The 22073-nt window shown below is 53.1% G+C and carries 19 protein-coding genes and 1 pseudogene; 16 read left to right on the forward strand and 4 right to left on the reverse strand.

Translation table 11 applies throughout. From position 1 onward, the window contains the following. Positions 1 to 10: 10 nt before the first annotated feature. The gene (gene metE, locus ACUU1M_RS08120) at positions 11 to 2272 is read left to right on the forward strand and encodes a 5-methyltetrahydropteroyltriglutamate--homocysteine S-methyltransferase (protein ID WP_000153979.1); all 2262 of its coding nucleotides are present in this window, start codon (positions 11 to 13) and stop codon (positions 2270 to 2272) included. 38 nt (positions 2273 to 2310) lie between these two features. Here metE and ACUU1M_RS08125 read toward each other — a convergent pair whose 3' ends face one another. Then, positions 2311 to 3126 carry a dienelactone hydrolase family protein gene (locus ACUU1M_RS08125; protein WP_152028919.1) on the reverse strand — a complete coding sequence of 272 codons (816 nt, stop codon included), beginning with the start codon at positions 3124 to 3126 and terminating at the stop codon, positions 2311 to 2313. 261 nt (positions 3127 to 3387) lie between these two features. On the opposite strand from ACUU1M_RS08125, the gene udp reads away from it, so the two are divergent. The 9 genes from udp (at position 3388) to tatD (ending at position 11293) form a co-directional block, all read left to right on the forward strand. Next, complete coding sequence (gene udp, locus ACUU1M_RS08130; protein WP_000045183.1) at positions 3388 to 4149, forward strand: uridine phosphorylase; 762 nt, start codon at positions 3388 to 3390, stop codon at positions 4147 to 4149. A 140-nt stretch (positions 4150 to 4289) separates the two neighbouring features. Further along, positions 4290 to 5717: a DNA recombination protein RmuC gene (gene rmuC / locus ACUU1M_RS08135; RefSeq protein ID WP_000347714.1), complete on the forward strand. Its 1428-nt coding sequence runs from the start codon at positions 4290 to 4292 to the stop codon at positions 5715 to 5717. Between the two features lie 94 nt (positions 5718 to 5811). Further along, complete coding sequence (gene ubiE / locus ACUU1M_RS08140) at positions 5812 to 6567, forward strand: bifunctional demethylmenaquinone methyltransferase/2-methoxy-6-polyprenyl-1,4-benzoquinol methylase UbiE (protein WP_000227958.1); 756 nt, start codon at positions 5812 to 5814, stop codon at positions 6565 to 6567. 13 nt (positions 6568 to 6580) lie between these two features. After that, on the forward strand, positions 6581 to 7186 hold the full coding sequence (gene ubiJ, locus ACUU1M_RS08145; protein ID WP_001295259.1) for a ubiquinone biosynthesis protein UbiJ: 606 nt from the start codon (positions 6581 to 6583) through the stop codon (positions 7184 to 7186). Then, a complete protein-coding gene (gene ubiB, locus ACUU1M_RS08150) occupies positions 7183 to 8823 on the forward strand; it encodes a ubiquinone biosynthesis regulatory protein kinase UbiB (protein WP_000187530.1) in 1641 nt (546 codons plus the stop codon). Before ubiJ ends, ubiB begins: the two co-directional genes overlap by 4 nt. A 78-nt stretch (positions 8824 to 8901) precedes the next feature. Continuing rightward, complete coding sequence (tatA, locus tag ACUU1M_RS08155) at positions 8902 to 9171, forward strand: Sec-independent protein translocase subunit TatA (RefSeq protein ID WP_001295260.1); 270 nt, start codon at positions 8902 to 8904, stop codon at positions 9169 to 9171. Between the two features lie 3 nt (positions 9172 to 9174). Next, positions 9175 to 9690, forward strand: a complete 516-nt coding sequence (tatB, locus tag ACUU1M_RS08160) for a Sec-independent protein translocase protein TatB (protein ID WP_000459594.1) — start codon at positions 9175 to 9177, stop codon at positions 9688 to 9690. 2 nt (positions 9691 to 9692) lie between these two features. Next, complete coding sequence (tatC, locus tag ACUU1M_RS08165) at positions 9693 to 10469, forward strand: Sec-independent protein translocase subunit TatC (protein ID WP_000109943.1); 777 nt, start codon at positions 9693 to 9695, stop codon at positions 10467 to 10469. 41 nt (positions 10470 to 10510) lie between these two features. Continuing rightward, positions 10511 to 11293: a 3'-5' ssDNA/RNA exonuclease TatD gene (tatD, locus tag ACUU1M_RS08170; protein WP_001299486.1), complete on the forward strand. Its 783-nt coding sequence runs from the start codon at positions 10511 to 10513 to the stop codon at positions 11291 to 11293. Here the strand turns inward: tatD and rfaH are convergent. After that, entirely contained in the window at positions 11290 to 11778 is a 489-nt protein-coding gene (gene rfaH / locus ACUU1M_RS08175; protein WP_001192403.1) for a transcription/translation regulatory transformer protein RfaH, read from the reverse strand. The genes tatD and rfaH overlap by 4 nt on opposite strands. Before the next feature lie 166 nt (positions 11779 to 11944). Here rfaH and ubiD point away from each other — a divergent pair, with 166 nt between their 5' ends. Both ubiD and fre read left to right on the forward strand, forming a co-directional pair. Further along, entirely contained in the window at positions 11945 to 13438 is a 1494-nt protein-coding gene (gene ubiD, locus ACUU1M_RS08180; protein WP_000339777.1) for a 4-hydroxy-3-polyprenylbenzoate decarboxylase, read from the forward strand. Positions 13439 to 13483: 45 nt separating this feature from the next. Further along, positions 13484 to 14185: an NAD(P)H-flavin reductase gene (gene fre, locus ACUU1M_RS08185; protein ID WP_001531112.1), complete on the forward strand. Its 702-nt coding sequence runs from the start codon at positions 13484 to 13486 to the stop codon at positions 14183 to 14185. A gap of 91 nt (positions 14186 to 14276) precedes the next feature. Here fre and fadA read toward each other — a convergent pair whose 3' ends face one another. Together fadA and fadB are read right to left on the reverse strand one after the other, a co-directional pair. Continuing rightward, on the reverse strand, positions 14277 to 15440 hold the full coding sequence (gene fadA / locus ACUU1M_RS08190) for an acetyl-CoA C-acyltransferase FadA (protein WP_000438755.1): 1164 nt from the start codon (positions 15438 to 15440) through the stop codon (positions 14277 to 14279). A 9-nt stretch (positions 15441 to 15449) separates the two neighbouring features. Then, positions 15450 to 17639: pseudogene (gene fadB / locus ACUU1M_RS08195) on the reverse strand (fatty acid oxidation complex subunit alpha FadB). Between the two features lie 189 nt (positions 17640 to 17828). On the opposite strand from fadB, the gene pepQ reads away from it, so the two are divergent. From pepQ to hemG, 4 genes are read left to right on the forward strand one after another with little or no spacing between them, the layout of a single operon-like run. Further along, positions 17829 to 19160 (forward strand): Xaa-Pro dipeptidase, encoded by a 1332-nt coding sequence (gene pepQ, locus ACUU1M_RS08200; protein ID WP_000444552.1) that lies wholly within the window; start codon positions 17829 to 17831, stop codon positions 19158 to 19160. Further along, on the forward strand, positions 19160 to 19774 hold the full coding sequence (locus ACUU1M_RS08205; protein ID WP_001296979.1) for an IMPACT family protein: 615 nt from the start codon (positions 19160 to 19162) through the stop codon (positions 19772 to 19774). Before pepQ ends, ACUU1M_RS08205 begins: the two co-directional genes overlap by 1 nt. A gap of 38 nt (positions 19775 to 19812) precedes the next feature. After that, positions 19813 to 21264, forward strand: a complete 1452-nt coding sequence (trkH, locus tag ACUU1M_RS08210; protein ID WP_000545662.1) for a Trk system potassium transporter TrkH — start codon at positions 19813 to 19815, stop codon at positions 21262 to 21264. Positions 21265 to 21275: 11 nt separating this feature from the next. Next, positions 21276 to 21821 carry a menaquinone-dependent protoporphyrinogen IX dehydrogenase gene (gene hemG / locus ACUU1M_RS08215; RefSeq protein ID WP_000853972.1) on the forward strand — a complete coding sequence of 182 codons (546 nt, stop codon included), beginning with the start codon at positions 21276 to 21278 and terminating at the stop codon, positions 21819 to 21821. Positions 21822 to 22073 lie beyond the last annotated feature (252 nt).

Here is a 22073-nt window from a genome sequence, read left to right on the forward strand (position 1 = left end):
AGGAAGAAAAATGACAATATTGAATCACACCCTCGGTTTCCCTCGCGTTGGCCTGCGTCGCGAGCTGAAAAAAGCGCAAGAAAGTTATTGGGCGGGGAACTCCACGCGTGAAGAACTGCTGACAGTAGGGCGTGAACTGCGTGCTCGTCACTGGGATCAACAAAAGCAAGCGGGTATCGACCTGCTGCCGGTGGGCGATTTTGCCTGGTACGATCATGTACTGACCACCAGTTTGCTGCTGGGTAATGTTCCGCCACGTCATCAGAACAAAGACGGTTCGGTAGATATCGACACCCTGTTCCGTATTGGTCGTGGACGTGCGCCGACTGGCGAACCTGCGGCGGCAGCGGAAATGACCAAATGGTTTAACACCAACTATCACTACATGGTGCCGGAGTTCGTTAAAGGCCAACAGTTCAAACTGACCTGGACGCAGCTGCTGGAGGAAGTGGACGAGGCGCTGGCGCTGGGCCACAACGTTAAGCCTGTGCTGCTGGGGCCGGTTACTTACCTGTGGCTGGGGAAAGTGAAAGGTGAACAGTTTGACCGCCTTAGCCTGCTGAACGACATTCTGCCGGTTTATCAGCAAGTGCTGGCAGAACTGGCGAAACGCGGCATCGAGTGGGTACAGATTGATGAACCCGCGCTGGTACTGGAACTACCACAGGCGTGGCTGGACGCATACAAACCCGCTTACGACGCGCTCCAGGGACAGGTGAAACTGCTGCTGACCACCTATTTTGAAGGCGTAACGCCAAATCTCGACACGATTACTGCGCTGCCTGTTCAGGGGCTGCATGTGGACCTTGTACATGGTAAAGATGACGTTGTTGAACTGCACAAGCGCCTGCCTTCTGACTGGCTGCTGTCTGCGGGTCTGATCAATGGTCGTAACGTCTGGCGCGCCGATCTTACTGAGAAATATGCGCAAATTAAGGACATTGTCGGCAAACGTGATTTGTGGGTGGCATCTTCCTGCTCGTTGCTGCACAGCCCCATCGACCTGAGCGTGGAAACGCGTCTTGATGCAGAAGTGAAAAGCTGGTTTGCCTTCGCCCTACAAAAATGCCATGAACTGGCACTGCTGCGCGATGCGCTGAACAGTGGTGACACGGCAGCTCTGGCAGAGTGGAGCGCCCCAATTCAGGCGCGTCGTCACTCTACTCGTGTACATAATCCGGCGGTAGAAAAGCGTCTGGCGGCGATCACCGCCCAGGACAGCCAGCGTGCGAATGTCTATGAAGTGCGTGCTGAAGCCCAGCGTGCGCGTTTTAAACTGCCAGCGTGGCCGACCACCACGATTGGTTCCTTCCCGCAAACCACGGAAATTCGTACCCTGCGTCTGGATTTCAAAAAGGGCAATCTCGACGCCAACAACTACCGCACGGGCATTGCGGAACATATCAAGCAGGCCATTGTTGAGCAGGAACGTTTGGGACTGGATGTGCTGGTACATGGTGAGGCCGAGCGTAATGACATGGTGGAATACTTTGGCGAGCACCTCGACGGATTTGTCTTTACGCAAAACGGTTGGGTACAGAGCTACGGTTCCCGCTGCGTGAAGCCACCGATTGTCATTGGTGACATTAGCCGCCCGGCACCGATTACCGTGGAGTGGGCGAAGTATGCGCAATCGCTGACCGACAAACCGGTGAAAGGGATGCTGACGGGGCCGGTGACCATACTCTGCTGGTCGTTCCCGCGTGAAGATGTCAGCCGTGAAACCATCGCCAAACAGATTGCGCTGGCGCTGCGTGATGAAGTGGCCGATCTGGAAGCCGCTGGAATTGGCATCATCCAGATTGACGAACCGGCGCTGCGCGAAGGTTTACCGCTGCGTCGTAGCGACTGGGATGCGTATCTCCAGTGGGGCGTAGAGGCCTTCCGTATCAACGCCGCCGTGGCGAAAGATGACACACAAATCCACACTCACATGTGTTATTGCGAGTTCAACGACATCATGGATTCGATTGCGGCGCTGGACGCAGACGTCATCACCATCGAAACCTCGCGTTCCGACATGGAGTTGCTGGAGTCGTTTGAAGAGTTTGATTATCCAAATGAAATCGGTCCTGGCGTCTATGACATTCACTCGCCAAACGTACCGAGCGTGGAATGGATTGAAGCCTTGCTGAAGAAAGCGGCAAAACGCATTCCGGCAGAGCGCCTGTGGGTCAACCCGGACTGTGGCCTGAAAACGCGCGGCTGGCCAGAAACCCGCGCGGCACTGGCGAACATGGTGCAGGCGGCGCAGAATTTGCGTCGGGGGTAAATCCAAACCGGGTGGTAATACCACCCGGTCTTTTCTCATTACAGCGACTTCTTCCCACCATACTGCTTAAACCATTCCAGCATACGCTGCCAGCCATCTTTCGCAGATTCGGCATGATAGCTCGGGCGATAATCAGCGTTGAATGCATGCCCGGCATCCGGGTACACGATAATCTCTGCTTTCGCATTAGCAGCCCGCAGCGCCTGGCGCATCGTTTCAACGCTCTCCTGCGGAATGCTGTTATCCTGACCACCATATAAGCCGAGAACCGGCGCGTTAAGATCGGTTGCGATATCAACAGATTGTTTCGGTGAATTCAGCGACTTGTCGCCCGTCAGTTTGCCGTACCACGCCACTGCGGCTTTTAGCTGTGGATTATGCGCGGCATACAGCCAGGTGATACGTCCACCCCAGCAGAATCCGGTGATCATTAAACGATGAACATCGCCGCCGTTGCGGGAAGCCCTACTGGCGACATGATCGAGATCGGCCAGCACCTGCGAGTCAGGCACTTTTGCTACCAGACCGCTAAGCAACGTGGGGATATCGGCAAAATCATTCGGATCGCCTTCGCGGAAGTAAAGTTCAGGTGCGATAGCCAGATACCCCTCCAGCGCCAGACGGCGACAAATGTCGCGGATATGTTCATGCACGCCAAAAATTTCCTGCACTACAATGACCACTGGCAGTGGGCCATCGCTTTGCTTTGGTCTGGCATGGTAAGCAGGCATGTTATCCCCTTGTGAAGGGATAGAGGTGAAGCCCGCCACAATCGCGTCGTCCGGGGTCTGAACGATGGTCGAAGCGAGAGGCGATGCAGCAGGTGCAAATCCAGATTGTTGTGTTGTTGCCATGGTATTCTCCGTACCCTTATAAAAATGTTGCGCAATGTTAACTATAGTCAGCATGCAACAAATCACATTGCCTGAATCGGCTCATCTTTTATGCAGTCCTGCAGAATGAAGAGTGATTTATGTGATATGAATCACTTTTGGTGGGTAAATTTATGCAACGCATTTGCGTCATGGTGATGAGTATCACGAAAAAATGTTAAACCCTTCGGTAAAGTGTCTTTTTGCTTCTTCTGACTAAACCGATTCACAGAGGAGTTGTATATGTCCAAGTCTGATGTTTTTCATCTCGGCCTCACTAAAAACGATTTACAAGGGGCTACGCTTGCCATCGTCCCTGGCGACCCGGATCGTGTGGAAAAGATCGCCGCGCTGATGGATAAGCCGGTTAAGCTGGCATCTCACCGCGAATTCACTACCTGGCGTGCAGAGCTGGATGGTAAACCTGTTATCGTCTGCTCTACCGGTATCGGCGGCCCGTCTACCTCTATTGCTGTTGAAGAGCTGGCACAGCTGGGCATTCGCACCTTCCTGCGTATCGGTACAACGGGCGCTATTCAGCCGCATATTAATGTGGGTGATGTCCTGGTTACCACGGCGTCTGTCCGTCTGGATGGCGCGAGCCTGCACTTCGCACCGCTGGAATTCCCGGCTGTCGCTGATTTCGAATGTACGACTGCGCTGGTTGAAGCTGCGAAATCTATTGGCGCGACAACTCACGTTGGCGTGACAGTTTCTTCTGATACCTTCTACCCAGGTCAGGAACGTTACGATACTTACTCTGGTCGCGTAGTTCGTCACTTTAAAGGTTCTATGGAAGAGTGGCAGGCGATGGGCGTAATGAACTATGAAATGGAATCTGCAACTCTGCTGACCATGTGTGCAAGTCAGGGCCTGCGTGCCGGTATGGTAGCGGGTGTTATCGTTAACCGCACCCAGCAAGAGATCCCGAATGCTGAGACGATGAAACAAACCGAAAGCCATGCGGTGAAAATCGTGGTGGAAGCGGCGCGTCGTCTGCTGTAATTCTCTTCTCCTGTCTGAAGGCCGACGCGTTCGGCCTTTTGTATTTTTGCGTAGCGCCTCGCAGGAAATGCCTTTCCAACTGGACGTTTGTACAGCACAATTCTATTTTGTGCGGGTAAGTTGTTGCGTCAGGAGGCGTTGTGGATTTCTCAATCATGGTTTACGCAGTTATTGCGTTGGTGGGTGTGGCAATTGGCTGGCTGTTTGCCAGTTATCAACATGCGCAGCAAAAAGCCGAGCAATTAGCTGAACGTGAAGAGATGGTCGCGGAGTTAAGCGCGGCAAAACAACAAATTACCCAAAGCGAGCACTGGCGTGCAGAGTGTGAATTGCTCAATAACGAAGTGCGCAGCCTGCAAAGTATTAACACCTCTCTGGAGGCCGATCTGCGTGAAGTAACCACGCGGATGGAAGCCGCACAGCAACATGCTGACGATAAAATTCGCCAGATGATTAACAGCGAGCAGCGCCTCAGTGAGCAGTTTGAAAACCTCGCCAACCGTATTTTTGAGCACAGCAATCGCCGGGTTGATGAGCAAAACCGTCAGAGTCTGAACAGCCTGTTGTCGCCGCTACGTGAACAACTGGACGGTTTCCGCCGTCAGGTTCAGGACAGCTTCGGTAAAGAAGCACAAGAACGCCATACCCTGACCCACGAAATTCGCAATCTCCAGCAACTCAACGCGCAAATGGCCCAGGAAGCGATCAACCTGACGCGCGCGCTGAAAGGCGACAATAAAACCCAGGGCAACTGGGGCGAGGTAGTATTGACGCGGGTGCTGGAGGCTTCCGGTCTGCGTGAAGGGTATGAATATGAAACCCAGGTCAGCATCGAAAATGACGCCCGCTCGCGGATGCAGCCGGATGTCATCGTGCGGCTGCCGCAGGGAAAAGATGTGGTGATCGACGCCAAAATGACGCTGGTCGCCTATGAACGCTATTTTAACGCCGAAGACGACTACACCCGCGAAAGCGCGCTACAGGAACATATCGCGTCGGTGCGTAACCATATCCGTTTGCTGGGACGCAAAGATTATCAACAGCTGCCGGGGCTGCGAACTCTGGATTACGTGCTGATGTTTATTCCCGTTGAACCCGCTTTTTTACTGGCGCTTGACCGCCAGCCGGAGCTGATCACCGAAGCGTTGAAAAACAATATCATGCTGGTTAGCCCGACTACGCTGCTGGTGGCGTTGCGTACTATTGCCAACCTGTGGCGTTATGAGCATCAAAGCCGTAACGCCCAGCAAATCGCCGATCGTGCCAGCAAGCTGTACGACAAGATGCGTTTGTTCATCGATGACATGTCCGCGATTGGTCAAAGTCTCGACAAAGCGCAGGATAACTACCGCCAGGCAATGAAAAAACTCTCTTCAGGTCGCGGAAATGTGCTGGCGCAGGCAGAAGCGTTTCGCGGTTTAGGAGTAGAAATTAAACGCGAGATTAATCCGGATTTGGCTGAACAGGCGGTGAGCCAGGATGAAGAGTATCGACTTCGGTCGGTTCCGGAGCAGCCGAATGATGAAGCTTATCAACGCGATGATGAATATAATCAGCAGTCGCGCTAGCCCATTAGGGGTAGTTAAGCCGGGTAGAAATCTAGGGCATCGACGCCCAATCTGTTACACTTCTGGAACAATTTTTTGATGAGCAGGCATTGAGATGGTGGATAAGTCACAAGAAACGACGCACTTTGGTTTTCAGACCGTCGCGAAGGAACAAAAAGCGGATATGGTCGCCCACGTTTTCCATTCCGTGGCATCAAAATACGATGTCATGAATGATTTGATGTCATTTGGTATTCATCGTTTGTGGAAGCGATTCACGATTGATTGCAGCGGCGTACGCCGTGGGCAGACCGTGCTGGATCTGGCTGGTGGCACCGGCGACCTGACAGCGAAATTCTCCCGCCTGGTCGGAGAAACTGGCAAAGTGGTCCTTGCTGATATCAATGAATCCATGCTCAAAATGGGACGCGAGAAGCTGCGTAATATCGGTGTGATTGGCAACGTTGAGTATGTTCAGGCGAACGCTGAGGCGCTGCCGTTCCCGGATAACACCTTTGATTGCATCACCATTTCGTTTGGTCTGCGTAACGTCACCGACAAAGATAAAGCACTGCGTTCAATGTATCGCGTGCTGAAACCCGGCGGCCGCCTGCTGGTGCTTGAGTTCTCGAAGCCAATTATCGAGCCGCTGAGCAAAGCCTATGATGCATACTCCTTCCATGTGCTGCCGCGTATTGGCTCACTGGTCGCGAACGACGCCGACAGCTACCGTTATCTGGCAGAATCCATCCGTATGCATCCCGATCAGGATACCCTGAAAGCCATGATGCAGGATGCCGGATTCGAAAGTGTCGACTACTACAATCTGACGGCAGGGGTTGTGGCGCTGCATCGTGGTTATAAGTTCTGACAGGAGACCGGAAATGCCTTTTAAACCTTTAGTGACGGCAGGAATTGAAAGTCTGCTCAACACCTTCCTGTATCGCTCACCCGCGCTGAAAACAGCCCGCTCGCGTCTGCTGGGTAAAGTATTGCGCGTGGAGGTAAAAGGCTTTTCGACGTCATTGATTCTGGTGTTCAGCGAACGCCAGGTTGATGTACTGGGCGAATGGGCAGGCGATGCTGACTGCACCGTTATCGCCTACGCCAGTGTGTTGCCGAAACTTCGCGATCGCCAGCAGCTTACCGCACTGATTCGCAGTGGTGAGCTGGAAGTGCAGGGCGATATTCAGGTGGTGCAAAACTTCGTTGCGCTGGCAGATCTGGCAGAGTTCGACCCTGCGGAACTGCTGGCCCCTTATACCGGTGATATCGCCGCTGAAGGAATCAGCAAAGCCATGCGCGGAGGCGCAAAGTTCCTGCATCACGGCATTAAGCGCCAGCAACGTTATGTGGCGGAAGCCATTACTGAAGAGTGGCGTATGGCACCCGGTCCGCTTGAAGTGGCCTGGTTTGCGGAAGAGACGGCTGCCGTCGAGCGTGCTGTTGATGCCCTGACCAAACGGCTGGAAAAACTGGAGGCTAAATGACGCCAGGTGAAGTACGGCGCCTATATTTCATCATTCGCACTTTTTTAAGCTACGGACTTGATGAACTGATCCCCAAAATGCGTATCACCCTGCCGCTACGGCTATGGCGATACTCATTATTCTGGATGCCAAATCGGCATAAAGACAAACTTTTAGGTGAGCGACTACGACTGGCCCTGCAAGAACTGGGGCCGGTTTGGATCAAGTTCGGGCAAATGTTATCAACCCGCCGCGATCTTTTTCCACCGCATATTGCCGATCAGCTGGCGTTATTGCAGGACAAAGTTGCTCCGTTTGATGGCAAGCTGGCGAAGCAGCAGATTGAAGCTGCAATGGGCGGCTTGCCGGTAGAAGCGTGGTTTGACGATTTTGAAATCAAGCCGCTGGCTTCTGCTTCTATCGCCCAGGTTCATACCGCGCGATTGAAATCGAATGGTAAAGAGGTGGTGATTAAAGTCATCCGCCCGGATATTTTGCCGGTCATTAAAGCGGATCTGAAACTTATCTACCGTCTGGCTCGCTGGGTGCCGCGTTTGCTGCCGGATGGTCGCCGTCTGCGCCCAACCGAAGTGGTGCGCGAGTACGAAAAGACCTTGATTGATGAACTGAATTTGCTGCGGGAATCTGCCAACGCCATTCAGCTTCGGCGCAATTTTGAAGACAGCCCGATGCTCTACATCCCGGAAGTTTACCCTGACTATTGTAGTGAAGGGATGATGGTGATGGAGCGCATTTACGGCATTCCGGTGTCTGATGTTGCGGCGCTGGAGAAAAACGGCACTAACATGAAATTGCTGGCGGAACGCGGCGTGCAGGTGTTCTTCACTCAGGTCTTTCGCGACAGCTTTTTCCATGCCGATATGCACCCTGGCAACATCTTCGTAAGCTATGAACACCCGGAAAACCCGAAATATATCGGCATTGATTGCGGGATTGTTGGCTCGCTAAACAAAGAAGATAAACGCTATCTGGCAGAAAACTTTATCGCCTTCTTTAATCGCGACTATCGCAAAGTGGCAGAGCTACACGTCGATTCTGGCTGGGTGCCACCAGATACCAACGTTGAAGAGTTCGAATTTGCCATTCGTACGGTCTGTGAACCTATCTTTGAGAAACCGCTGGCCGAAATTTCGTTTGGACATGTACTGTTAAATCTGTTTAATACGGCGCGTCGCTTCAATATGGAAGTGCAGCCGCAACTGGTGTTACTCCAGAAAACCCTGCTCTATGTCGAAGGGGTAGGACGCCAGCTTTATCCGCAGCTCGATTTATGGAAAACAGCGAAGCCTTTCCTGGAGTCGTGGATTAAAGATCAGGTCGGTATTCCTGCCCTGGTGAGAGCATTTAAAGAAAAAGCGCCGTTCTGGGTCGAAAAAATGCCAGAACTGCCTGAACTGGTTTACGACAGTTTGCGCCAGGGCAAGTATTTACAGCACAGTGTTGATAAGATTGCCCGCGAGCTTCAGTCAAATCATGTACGTCAGGGACAATCGCGTTATTTTCTCGGAATTGGCGCTACGTTAGTATTAAGTGGCACATTCTTGTTGGTCAGCCGACCTGAGTGGGGGCTGATGCCCGGCTGGTTAATGGCAGGTGGTCTGATCGCCTGGTTTGTCGGTTGGCGCAAAACACGCTGATTTTTTCATCGCTCAAGGCGGGCCGTGTAACGTATAATGCGGCTTTGTTTAATCATCATCTACCACAGAGGAACATGTATGGGTGGTATCAGTATTTGGCAGTTATTGATTATTGCCGTCATCGTTGTACTGCTTTTTGGCACCAAAAAGCTCGGCTCCATCGGTTCCGATCTTGGTGCGTCGATCAAAGGCTTTAAAAAAGCAATGAGCGATGATGAACCAAAGCAGGATAAAACCAGTCAGGATGCTGATTTTACTGCGAAAACTATCGCCGATAAGCAGGCGGATACGAATCAGGAACAGGCTAAAACAGAAGACGCGAAGCGCCACGATAAAGAGCAGGTGTAATCCGTGTTTGATATCGGTTTTAGCGAACTGCTATTGGTGTTCATCATCGGCCTCGTCGTTCTGGGGCCGCAACGACTGCCTGTGGCGGTAAAAACGGTAGCGGGCTGGATTCGCGCGTTGCGTTCACTGGCGACAACGGTGCAGAACGAACTGACCCAGGAGTTAAAACTCCAGGAGTTTCAGGACAGTCTGAAAAAGGTTGAAAAGGCGAGCCTCACTAACCTGACGCCCGAACTGAAAGCGTCGATGGATGAACTACGCCAGGCCGCGGAGTCGATGAAGCGTTCCTACGTTGCAAACGATCCTGAAAAGGCGAGCGATGAAGCGCACACCATCCATAACCCGGTGGTGAAAGATAATGAAGCTGCGCATGAGGGCGTAACGCCTGCCGCTGCACAAACGCAGGCCAGTTCGCCGGAACAGAAGCCAGAAACCACGCCAGAGCCGGTGGTAAAACCTGCTGCGGACGCTGAACCGAAAACCGCTGCACCTTCCCCTTCGTCGAGTGATAAACCGTAAACATGTCTGTAGAAGATACTCAACCGCTTATCACGCATCTGATTGAGCTGCGTAAGCGTCTGCTGAACTGCATTATCGCGGTGATCGTGATATTCCTGTGTCTGGTCTATTTCGCCAATGACATCTATCACCTGGTATCCGCGCCATTGATCAAGCAGTTGCCGCAAGGTTCAACGATGATCGCCACCGACGTGGCCTCGCCGTTCTTTACGCCGATCAAGCTGACCTTTATGGTGTCGCTGATTCTGTCAGCGCCGGTGATTCTCTATCAGGTGTGGGCATTTATCGCCCCAGCGCTGTATAAGCATGAACGTCGCCTGGTGGTGCCGCTGCTGGTTTCCAGCTCTCTGCTGTTTTATATCGGCATGGCATTCGCCTACTTTGTGGTCTTTCCGCTGGCATTTGGCTTCCTTGCCAATACCGCGCCGGAAGGGGTGCAGGTATCCACCGACATCGCCAGCTATTTAAGCTTCGTTATGGCGCTGTTTATGGCGTTTGGTGTCTCCTTTGAAGTGCCGGTGGCAATTGTGCTGCTGTGCTGGATGGGGATTACCTCGCCAGAAGACTTACGCAAAAAACGCCCGTATGTGCTGGTTGGTGCATTCGTTGTCGGGATGTTGCTGACGCCGCCGGATGTCTTCTCGCAAACGCTATTGGCGATCCCGATGTACTGTCTGTTTGAAATCGGTGTCTTCTTCTCACGCTTTTACGTTGGTAAAGGGCGAAATCGGGAAGAGGAAAACGACGCTGAAGCAGAAAGCGAAAAAACTGAAGAATAAATTCAACCGCCCGTCAGGGCGGTTGTCATATGGAGTACAGGATGTTTGATATCGGCGTTAATTTGACCAGTTCGCAATTTGCGAAAGACCGTGATGATGTTGTAGCGCGCGCTTTTGACGCGGGAGTTAATGGGCTACTCATCACCGGCACTAACCTGCGTGAAAGCCAGCAGGCGCAAAAGCTGGCGCGTCAGTATTCGTCCTGTTGGTCAACGGCGGGCGTACATCCTCACGACAGCAGCCAGTGGCAAGCTGCGACTGAAGAAGCGATTATTGAGCTGGCCGCGCAGCCAGAAGTGGTGGCGATTGGTGAATGTGGTCTCGACTTTAACCGCAACTTTTCGACGCCGGAAGAGCAGGAACGCGCTTTTGTTGCTCAGCTACGCATTGCCGCAGAATTAAACATGCCGGTATTTATGCACTGTCGCGATGCCCACGAGCGGTTTATGACATTGCTGGAGCCGTGGCTGGATAAACTGCCTGGTGCGGTTCTTCATTGCTTTACCGGCACACGCGAAGAGATGCAGGCGTGCGTGGCGCGTGGAATTTATATCGGCATTACCGGTTGGGTTTGCGATGAACGACGCGGGCTGGAGCTGCGGGAATTGTTGCCGTTGATTCCGGCGGAGAAATTGCTGATCGAAACAGATGCGCCGTATCTGCTCCCGCGCGATCTCACGCCAAAGCCATCATCCCGGCGCAACGAGCCAGCCCATCTGCCCCATATTTTGCAACGTATTGCGCACTGGCGTGGAGAAGATGCCGCATGGCTGGCTGCCACCACGGATGCCAATGTCAAAACACTGTTTGGGATTGCGTTTTAGAGTTTGCGGAACTCGGTGTTCTTCACACTGTGCTTAATCTCTTTATTAATAAGATTAAGCAATAGCATGGAGCGAGCCTCACCATCGGGTTCGGTGAAAATGGCCTGAAAGCCTTCGAACGCGCCTTCGGTAATAATCACCTTATCACCCGGATAAGGGGGGGCCGGATCGACAATGTCTTTCGGTTTATATACCGATAGCTGATGAATCACCGCCGATGGGACTATCGCTGGCGACGCGCCAAAACGCACAAAGTGGCTGACGCCACGCGTAGCGCTGATGGTCGTGGTATGAATCACTTCTGGATCAAATTCCACAAACAGGTAGTTAGGGAATAACGGTTCACTGACTGCGGTACGTTTACCCCGTACGATTTTTTCCAGGGTGATCATCGGAGCGAGGCAATTAACCGCCTGTCTCTCAAGGTGTTCCTGGGCACGTTGAAGTTGCCCGCGCTTGCAGTACAGTAAATACCAGGATTGCATAATGACTCTTATCCGTTTAATCGGGGCGCAAGGATAGCAAAAGCTTTACGCTAAGTTAATTATATTCCCCGGTTTGCGTTATACCGTCAGAGTTCACGCTAATTTAACAAATTTACAGCATTGCAAAGATGAACGCCGTATAATGGGCGCAGATTAAGAGGCTACAATGGACGCCATGAAATATAACGATTTACGCGACTTCCTGACGCTGCTTGAACAGCAGGGTGAGCTAAAACGTATCACGCTCCCGGTGGATCCGCATCTGGAAATCACTGAAATTGCTGACCGCACTCTGCGTGCTGGTGGGCCTGCGCTGTTGTTCGAAAACCCTAAAGGCTACTCAATGCCGGTGCTGTGCAACCTGTTCGGTACGCCAAAGCGCGTGGCGATGGGCATGGGGCAGGAAGATGTTTCGGCGCTGCGTGAAATTGGTAAATTATTGGCGTTTCTGAAAGAGCCGGAGCCGCCAAAAGGTTTCCGCGACCTGTTTGATAAACTGCCGCAGTTTAAGCAGGTGTTAAACATGCCGACAAAGCGACTGCGTGGTGCGCCCTGCCAACAAAAAATCGTCTCTGGCGATGACGTCGATCTCAATCGCATTCCCATTATGACCTGCTGGCCGGAAGATGCCGCGCCGCTGATTACCTGGGGGCTGACCGTAACGCGCGGCCCGCATAAAGAGCGGCAGAATCTGGGCATTTATCGCCAGCAGCTGATTGGTAAAAACAAACTGATTATGCGCTGGCTGTCGCATCGCGGCGGCGCGCTGGATTATCAGGAGTGGTGTGCGGCGCATCCGGGAGAACGTTTCCCGGTTTCTGTGGCGCTGGGTGCCGATCCTGCCACGATTCTCGGTGCAGTCACCCCCGTTCCGGATACGCTTTCAGAGTATGCGTTTGCCGGATTGCTACGCGGCACCAAAACCGAAGTAGTAAAGTGTATTTCCAATGACCTCGAAGTGCCAGCCAGTGCCGAAATCGTCCTGGAAGGGTATATCGATCCTGGTGAGATGGCGCCGGAAGGGCCGTATGGTGACCACACAGGTTACTATAATGAAGTCGATAGTTTCCCGGTGTTTACCGTGACGCATATTACCCAGCGTGAAGATGCGATTTACCATTCCACCTATACCGGGCGTCCGCCAGATGAGCCCGCGGTACTGGGCGTGGCGTTGAACGAAGTGTTTGTACCGATTCTGCAAAAACAGTTCCCGGAAATTGTCGATTTTTACCTGCCGCCGGAAGGCTGTTCTTATCGTCTGGCGGTAGTGACGATCAAAAAACAGTACGCCGGACACGCGAAGCGCGTCATGATGGGCGTCTGGTCGTTCTTACGCCAGTTTATGTACACTAAATTTGTGATCGTTTGCGATGATGACGTCAACGCACGCGACTGGAACGATGTGATTTGGGCGATTACCACCCGTATGGACCCGGCGCGGGATACTGTTCTGGTAGAAAATACGCCTATTGATTATCTGGATTTTGCCTCGCCTGTCTCCGGGCTGGGTTCAAAAATGGGGCTGGATGCCACGAATAAATGGCCGGGGGAAACCCAGCGTGAATGGGGACGTCCCATCAAAAAAGATCCAGATGTTGTCGCGCATATTGACGCCATCTGGGATGAACTGGCTATTTTTAACAACGGTAAAAGCGCCTGATGCGCGTTTGTTTTGCCCTATTTATCGATCCGACAGAGAAAGCGCATGACAACCTTAAGCTGTAAAGTGACCTCGGTAGAAGCTATCACGGATACCGTATATCGTGTCCGCATCGTGCCAGACGCGGCCTTTTCTTTTCGTGCTGGTCAGTATTTGATGGTAGTGATGGATGAGCGCGACAAACGTCCGTTCTCAATGGCCTCGACGCCGGATGAAAAAGGGTTTATCGAGCTGCATATTGGCGCTTCTGAAATCAACCTTTACGCGAAAGCAGTCATGGACCGCATCCTCAAAGATCATCAAATCGTGGTCGACATTCCCCACGGAGAAGCGTGGCTGCGCGATGATGAAGAGCGTCCGATGATTTTGATTGCGGGCGGCACCGGGTTCTCTTATGCCCGCTCGATTTTGCTGACAGCGTTGGCGCGTAACCCAAACCGTGATATCACCATTTACTGGGGCGGGCGTGAAGAGCAGCATCTGTATGATCTCTGCGAGCTTGAGGCGCTTTCGTTAAAGCACCCTAGTCTGCAAGTGGTGCCGGTGGTTGAACAACCGGAAGCAGGCTGGCGTGGGCGTACTGGTACCGTGTTAACGGCGGTATTGCAGGATCATGGTACGCTGGCAGAGCATGATATCTATATTGCCGGACGTTTTGAGATGGCGAAAATTGCCCGTGACCTGTTTTGTAGTGAGCGTAATGCGCGGGAAGATCGCCTGTTTGGCGATGCGTTTGCATTTATCTGAGATATAAAAAACCCGCCCCTGACAGGCGGGAAGAACGGCAACTAAAACTTTATTCAGTGGCATTTAGATCTATGTCGCATCCGGCAAGTGGTTAAACCCGCTCAAACACCGTCGCAATACCCTGACCCAGACCGATACACATCGTCGCCAGACCAAACTGAACGTCTTTGCGTTCCATCAGATTCAGCAGCGTGGTGCTGATACGCGCACCGGAACAACCCAGCGGATGACCCAGCGCGATCGCACCACCATTGAGGTTGATCTTCTCGTCAATCTGCTCCATTAGCCCGAGATCTTTAATGCACGGCAGGATCTGCGCGGCAAAGGCTTCGTTCATCTCAAACACGCCGATATCGCTGGCAGAAAGCCCCGCTTTTTTCAGCGCCAGCTTCGAGGCCGGAACCGGGCCGTAACCCATAATCGATGGGTCACAACCAACGACCGCCATCGAACGCACACGAGCGCGCGGCTTAAGACCTAATTCATGGGCGCGGCTTTCACTCATCACCAGCATGGCAGCTGCGCCATCGGAAAGTGCAGAAGATGTGCCCGCCGTTACCGTACCGTTTACTGGATCAAACGCCGGACGCAGCGTGGCGAGGGCTTCCACGGTGGTTTCCGGGCGAATCACTTCGTCGTAATTAAACTGCTTCAGGACGCCGTCGGCATCGTGACCACCAGTTGGGATGATTTCATTTTTAAATGCGGCCGACTGCGTGGCGGCCCAGGTGCGGGCGTGTGACCGCGCGGCAAAGACATCCTGCATTTCACGGCTGATACCGTGCATACGCGCCAGCATTTCTGCCGTTAAGCCCATCATGCCCGCCGCTTTGGCGACATTGCGGCTCAGGCCGGGGTGAAAATCGACGCCGTGACTCATCGGCACATGGCCCATATGCTCCACGCCGCCAACCAGACATGCCTGCGCATCGCCAGTCATGATCATTCGTGCTGCGTCATGCAGTGCCTGCATGGATGAACCACACAAGCGATTGACGGTAACCGCCGGGACAGAGTGCGGCACTTCTGCCAGCAGCGCCGCGTTACGGGCGATGTTAAAACCCTGCTCCAGCGTCTGTTGCACACAACCCCAGTAAATATCGTCGAGGGCCGCCGCTTCCAGCGCCGGGTTACGCGCCAGCAGGCTACGCATTAAATGAGCGGAGAGATCTTCCGCACGCACGTTACGAAAAGCACCGCCCTTCGAACGGCCCATCGGGGTGCGAATTGCATCGACAATGACAACCTGTTCCATTGTGACTCCTTAAGCCGTTTTCAGGTCGCCAACCGGACGGGCTGGCTCAACCGGAGGATAGTACGGTTCGTTATGACGCGCTTTATTACGCAGACCTTCCGGCACTTCATACAGCGGGCCGAGGTGCTGATATTGCTGTGCCATATCGAGGTATTTTGCGCTACCGAGGGTGTCCAGCCAGCGGAACGCGCCGCCGTGGAACGGAGGGAAGCCCAGGCCGTAGACCAGCGCCATATCCGCTTCCGCCGGAGTGGCGATAATGCCCTCTTCCAGACAGCGCACCACTTCGTTGACCATCGGGATCATCATGCGGGCGATAATCTCTTCTTCGCTGAAATCGCGCTTCGGTTGGCTCACTTCTGCCAGCAGGTCTTCAACGGCGGCGTCTTCTTCTTTCTTCGGCTTACCTTTGCTGTCTTCTTTATAACGCCAGAAACCGAGGCCGTTCTTCTGACCAAAGCGGTTGGCATCAAACAGCGCGTCGATGGCATCGCGGTAATCTTTCTGCATCCGCTGCGGGAAGCCTGCTGCCATGACAGCCTGAGCGTGATGCGCGGTATCAATGCCCACAACGTCCAGCAGATATGCCGGGCCCATCGGTCAGCCAAACTGTTTTTCCATCACTTTGTCGATCTTGCGGAAATCCGCGCCGTCGCGCAGCAGCTGGCTGAAACCGGCGAAATACGGGAACAGCACGCGGTTAACAAAGAAGCCGGGGCAGTCGTTAACCACAATCGGCGTCTTGCCCATCTTGCTCGCCCAGGCGACAACTTTCGCGATGGTTTCGTCGGAGCTTTTCTCGCCGCGAATAATTTCTACCAACGGCATTCGGTGGACCGGGTTAAAGAAGTGCATCCCGCAGAAGTTTTCCGGGCGTTCCAGCGCGTTGGCCAGTTCGCTGATAGGAATGGTTGAAGTGTTAGACGCCAGCACGGTATCCTGGCGTACTTTTTGTTCGGTTTCTGCCAGTACGGCTTTTTTCACTTTCGGGTTTTCAACAACCGCTTCTACCACAATATCCACGCGGTCAAATCCGGCGTAGTCGAGCGTTGGGTGGATCGTGGAGATCACGCCAGCCAGTTTCAGACCATCGATCTTGCCGCGCTCAAGCTGCTTGTTCAGCAGTTTCGCGGCTTCGGTCATGCCGAGGGTTAACGACTTGTCGTTGATATCTTTCATGACAACCGGCACGCCTTTCCACGCGGACTGGTAAGCGATACCGCCACCCATGATGCCTGCGCCCAGCACAGCAGCCTGTTTCGGGGTTTCAACGTCTTTGGTGAGTTTCTTCGCTTTGCCTTTTACATATTGATCGTTAAGGAAAATGCCGACCAGTGCGCGAGCTTCGTTGGTATGCGCCAGCGGGACAAAACTTTTGTTTTCCAGATTTAAGACTTCTTCACGACCAAAACGGGCCGCAGCTTCAATGGTTTTTACTGCGGTGATGGGGGCCGGATAATGTTTCCCCGCCGTTTGCGCGACCATTCCTTTAGCGATGGTGAAGCTCATGGTGGCTTCAATCTTGCTCAGTTTTAGCGGTTCCAGCTTCGGCTGACGTTTCGCTTTCCAGTCGAGGTCGCCGTTAATGGCCTGGCGTAAAATCGCCATCGCCCCTTCAATCAGTTTTTCTGCTTTGACTACGCCATCCACCAGACCGATTTTCAGCGCCTGATCCGCGCCGACATCTTTACCGGCGGCAATGATTTCCAGTGCACTGTCAGCGCCCAGCATACGTGGCATACGTACAGAACCGCCAAAGCCCGGCATGATGCCCAGTTTGGTTTCCGGCAGACCGATGCGCAGATCCGGCGTCGCCAGACGATAATCGGTCGCCAGCACGCATTCGCAGCCACCACCCAGCGCATAGCCGTTGACGGCAGCAATGGTCGGCACCGGCAGATCTTCCAGGCGATTAAACACGCTATTGGCAAAGTGCAGCCACTGACTTAACTGTTCTTCAGGAACGAGGAACAGGGACAAAAATTCGGTGATATCAGCACCGACGATAAAGGCTGCTTTGTTCGAACGCAGCAGCAGCCCTTTTAGATCTGATTGCTGTTCCAGCACGCCGATGGCCTCGCCGAGGCTGGCGACGGTCGCAGTGTCGAGTTTATTAACTGAACCTGGGGCATCAAATACCAGTTCGGCAATGCCATCTTCCAGCCAGTCAAGGTACAGGGTGTCGCCTTTGTAAAGCATGTCAGCCTCCTGAATCCGCAAGGTGATCTGGTCGTACCAGATGCATCGGAGTGTGTGTTTTGTGTTAAAAATATGCAAATAAAAGATTAAAGAAATGCCGATCTGATCACGCTCGGCAGAAATCACGCTCTGGATGAACGATGTGCTAAGATGCGGAGACTTAAGGTCAAAAAAACAGAAGGGTAAAAAATGGAATCACTGGCCTCGCTCTATAAAAATCATATAGCTACCTTACAAGAACGGACTCGCGATGCGCTGGCGCGCTTCAAGCTGGATGCATTACTTATTCACTCCGGCGAGCTGTTCAACGTTTTTCTCGACGATCATCCCTATCCGTTTAAAGTGAACCCGCAATTCAAAGCGTGGGTGCCGGTAACTCAGGTGCCAAACTGCTGGTTGCTGGTGGATGGCGTGAACAAGCCGAAACTGTGGTTCTATCTGCCGGTTGATTACTGGCACAACGTCGAACCGCTGCCGACCTCCTTCTGGACTGAAGATATGGAAGTGATCGCGCTGGCGAAAGCCGATGGCATTGGTAGCCTGCTGCCTGCTGCGCGCGGCAATATCGGTTATATCGGTCCGGTGCCGGAACGTGCGCTGCAACTGGGTATTGAGGCCAGCAACATCAACCCGAAAGGGGTGATCGACTACCTGCATTATTACCGCTCCTTCAAAACCGAGTACGAACTGGCCTGTATGCGTGAAGCGCAGAAAATGGCGGTCAATGGTCATCGTGCGGCAGAAGAAGCGTTCCGTTCTGGCATGAGCGAGTTCGATATCAATATTGCCTATCTGACCGCGACCGGTCATCGTGATACCGACGTACCTTACAGCAACATTGTGGCGCTTAACGAACACGCTGCGGTGTTGCATTACACCAAACTGGACCACCAGGCACCGGAAGAGATGCGCAGCTTCCTGCTGGATGCCGGGGCCGAATATAACGGCTATGCGGCTGACCTGACCCGTACCTGGTCGGCAAAAAGCGACAACGACTACGCACAGCTGGTGAAAGACGTAAATGATGAACAACTGGCGCTGATCGCCACCATGAAAGCAGGCGTCAGCTATGTGGATTACCACATCCAGTTCCATCAGCGCATCGCCAAACTGCTGCGTAAACATCAAATCATCACCGATATGAGTGAAGAAGCGATGGTCGAAAACGATCTCACCGGACCGTTTATGCCGCACGGTATTGGCCATCCGCTGGGCCTGCAGGTGCATGACGTCGCCGGTTTTATGCAGGATGATAGCGGTACACACCTCGCGGCACCGGCAAAATATCCGTACCTGCGCTGCACCCGTATTCTCCAGCCGGGCATGGTGTTAACCATCGAACCGGGTATCTACTTCATTGAATCGCTTCTGGCACCGTGGCGTGAAGGGCAGTTCAGCAAGCACTTCAACTGGCAGAAAATTGAAGCACTGAAACCGTTCGGCGGCATTCGTATCGAAGACAACGTGGTGATCCACGAAAACAACGTGGAAAACATGACCCGGGATCTGAAACTGGCGTGATGGAAAGCTGGTTAATTCCTGCGGCACCGGTCACGGTCGTTGAAGAGATCAAAAAGAGCCGCTTCATAACGATGTTGGCGCATACCGATGGCGTTGAGGCGGCGAAAGCGTTTGTTGAATCGGTGCGGGCAGAACACCCCGATGCCCGCCACCATTGCGTGGCGTGGGTGGCGGGTGCGCCGGATGATTCTCAACAGCTGGGTTTCTCTGACGACGGGGAGCCGGCGGGAACGGCAGGTAAACCGATGCTCGCCCAGCTAATGGGCAGCGGCGTCGGGGAAATTACCGCTGTGGTAGTGCGCTACTACGGCGGCATATTGCTTGGCACCGGTGGGTTAGTGAAAGCGTATGGCGGCGGCGTGAATCAGGCGCTGCGCCAGCTAACGACCCAACGCAAGACGCCATTAACCGAATATACTTTGCAATGTGAATATAGTCAGTTAACCGGCATTGAAGCGTTGCTGGGGCAGTGTGACGGCAAAATTATCAACAGTGATTATCAGGCATTCGTTCTGCTGCGGGTGGCGCTTCCGGCGGCGAAAGTGGCTGAATTTTCCGCAAAGCTGGCGGATTTTAGCCGTGGTTCATTGCAATTGTTAGCGATTGAAGAATAATCCCCACTTCGTTTTGCAGAACTAAGGAAGCGGCAGAGATGCATTTTCGCGCCATTACCCGAATCGTTGGACTACTGGTCATCTTATTTTCAGGGACCATGATTATCCCTGGGCTGGTAGCACTCATCTACCGGGATGGAGCGGGCCGCGCTTTTACCCAGACCTTTTTTGTCGCCCTCGCCATTGGCTCTATGCTGTGGTGGCCGAACCGCAAAGAGAAGGGCGAACTGAAATCCCGTGAGGGATTTCTGATAGTGGTGCTGTTTTGGACCGTGCTGGGTAGTGGCGGTGCGCTCCCTTTTATCTTCTCGGAAAGCCCGAACCTCACGATTACCGATGCGTTTTTTGAATCTTTCTCTGGCCTGACCACCACCGGGGCCACTACGCTGGTGGGGCTGGATTCGCTCCCTCATGCCATCCTCTTTTATCGCCAGATGCTGCAATGGTTTGGCGGGATGGGGATCATCGTGTTAGCGGTTGCGATACTGCCTATCCTCGGCGTGGGTGGGATGCAGCTCTATCGCGCAGAAATGCCCGGCCCGCTGAAAGATAACAAAATGCGCCCGCGAATTGCGGAAACGGCGAAAACTCTGTGGTTGATTTATGTCTTGCTGACCGTCGCCTGTGCGCTGGCGTTGTGGTTTGCCGGAATGGATGCCTTTGATGCCATCGGCCATAGCTTTGCGACTATCGCTATTGGCGGCTTCTCGACACATGATGCCAGTATCGGTTATTTCGACAGTCCGACTATTAACACTATCATTGCTATCTTCCTGCTGATCTCCGGCTGTAACTACGGTCTGCACTTTTCACTGTTAAGTGGGCGTAGTCTGAAGGTTTATTGGCGCGATCCGGAATTTCGCATGTTTATCGGCGTACAGTTTACGCTGGTGGTTATTTGTACACTCGTACTGTGGTTTCATAATGTCTACAGTTCGGCGCTGATGACAATTAACCAGGCGTTTTTCCAGGTGGTATCGATGGCGACAACCGCCGGGTTTACGACTGACAGCATTGCCCGCTGGCCGCTCTTTTTGCCGGTACTGCTTTTATGTTCAGCTTTTATCGGCGGTTGCGCCGGGTCAACGGGCGGTGGCCTGAAAGTGATCCGCATCCTGCTGCTGTTTAAGCAGGGGAACCGTGAGCTGAAACGACTGGTGCATCCGAACGCCGTCTATAGCATTAAGCTGGGGAATCGCGCACTGCCGGAACGTATCCTCGAAGCCGTTTGGGGATTTTTCTCCGCCTATGCATTGGTGTTTATTGTCAGTATGCTGGCGATTATCGCCACGGGCGTGGATGATTTTTCTGCCTTTGCCTCAGTTGTTGCGACATTGAATAACCTGGGGCCAGGGCTTGGCGTGGTTGCTGATAACTTTACCAGTATGAACCCGGTGGCTAAATGGATCCTGATTGCCAACATGCTGTTTGGTCGTCTCGAGGTCTTTACATTGCTGGTGCTCTTTACCCCGACTTTCTGGCGTGAATGATGGAGTAATACGTGAAAACATTAATTCTTTTCTCAACAAGGGACGGACAAACGCGCGAGATTGCCTCCTACCTGGCTTCGGAACTGAAAGAACTGGGGATCCAGACGGATGTCGCCAATGTGCACCGCATTGAAGAACCACAATGGGAAAACTATGACCGTGTGGTCATTGGTGCTTCTATTCGCTATGGTCACTACCACTCTGCGTTCCAGGAATTTGTCAAAAAACATGCGACGCGACTGAATTCGATGCCGAGCGCCTTTTATTCCGTAAACCTGGTGGCGCGCAAACCGGAGAAGCGTACTCCACAGACCAACAGCTACGCGCGGAAGTTTCTGATGAACTCGCAATGGCGTCCCGATCGCTGCGCGGTCATTGCCGGGGCGCTGCGTTACCCACGTTATCGCTGGTACGACCGTTTTATGCTCAAGCTGATTATGAAGATGTCAGGCGGTGAAACGGATACGCGCAAAGAAGTTGTCTATACCGATTGGGAGCAGGTGGCGAATTTCGCCCGAGAAATCGCCCATTTAACCGACAAACCGACGCTGAAATAAGCATAAAGAATAAAAAATGCGCGGTCAGAAAATTATTTTAAATTTCCTCTTGTCAGGCCGGAATAACTCCCTATAATGCGCCACCACTGACACGGAACAACGGCAAACACGCCGCCGGGTCAGCGGGGTTCTCCTGAGAATTCCGACAGAGAAAGCAAAAATAAATGCTTGACTCTGTAGCGGGAAAGTGTATTATGCAAACCCCGCGCCGCTGAGAAAAAGCGAAGCGGCACTGCTCTTTAACAATTTATT

Source organism: Shigella sp. SIG6 (assembly GCF_053555815.1).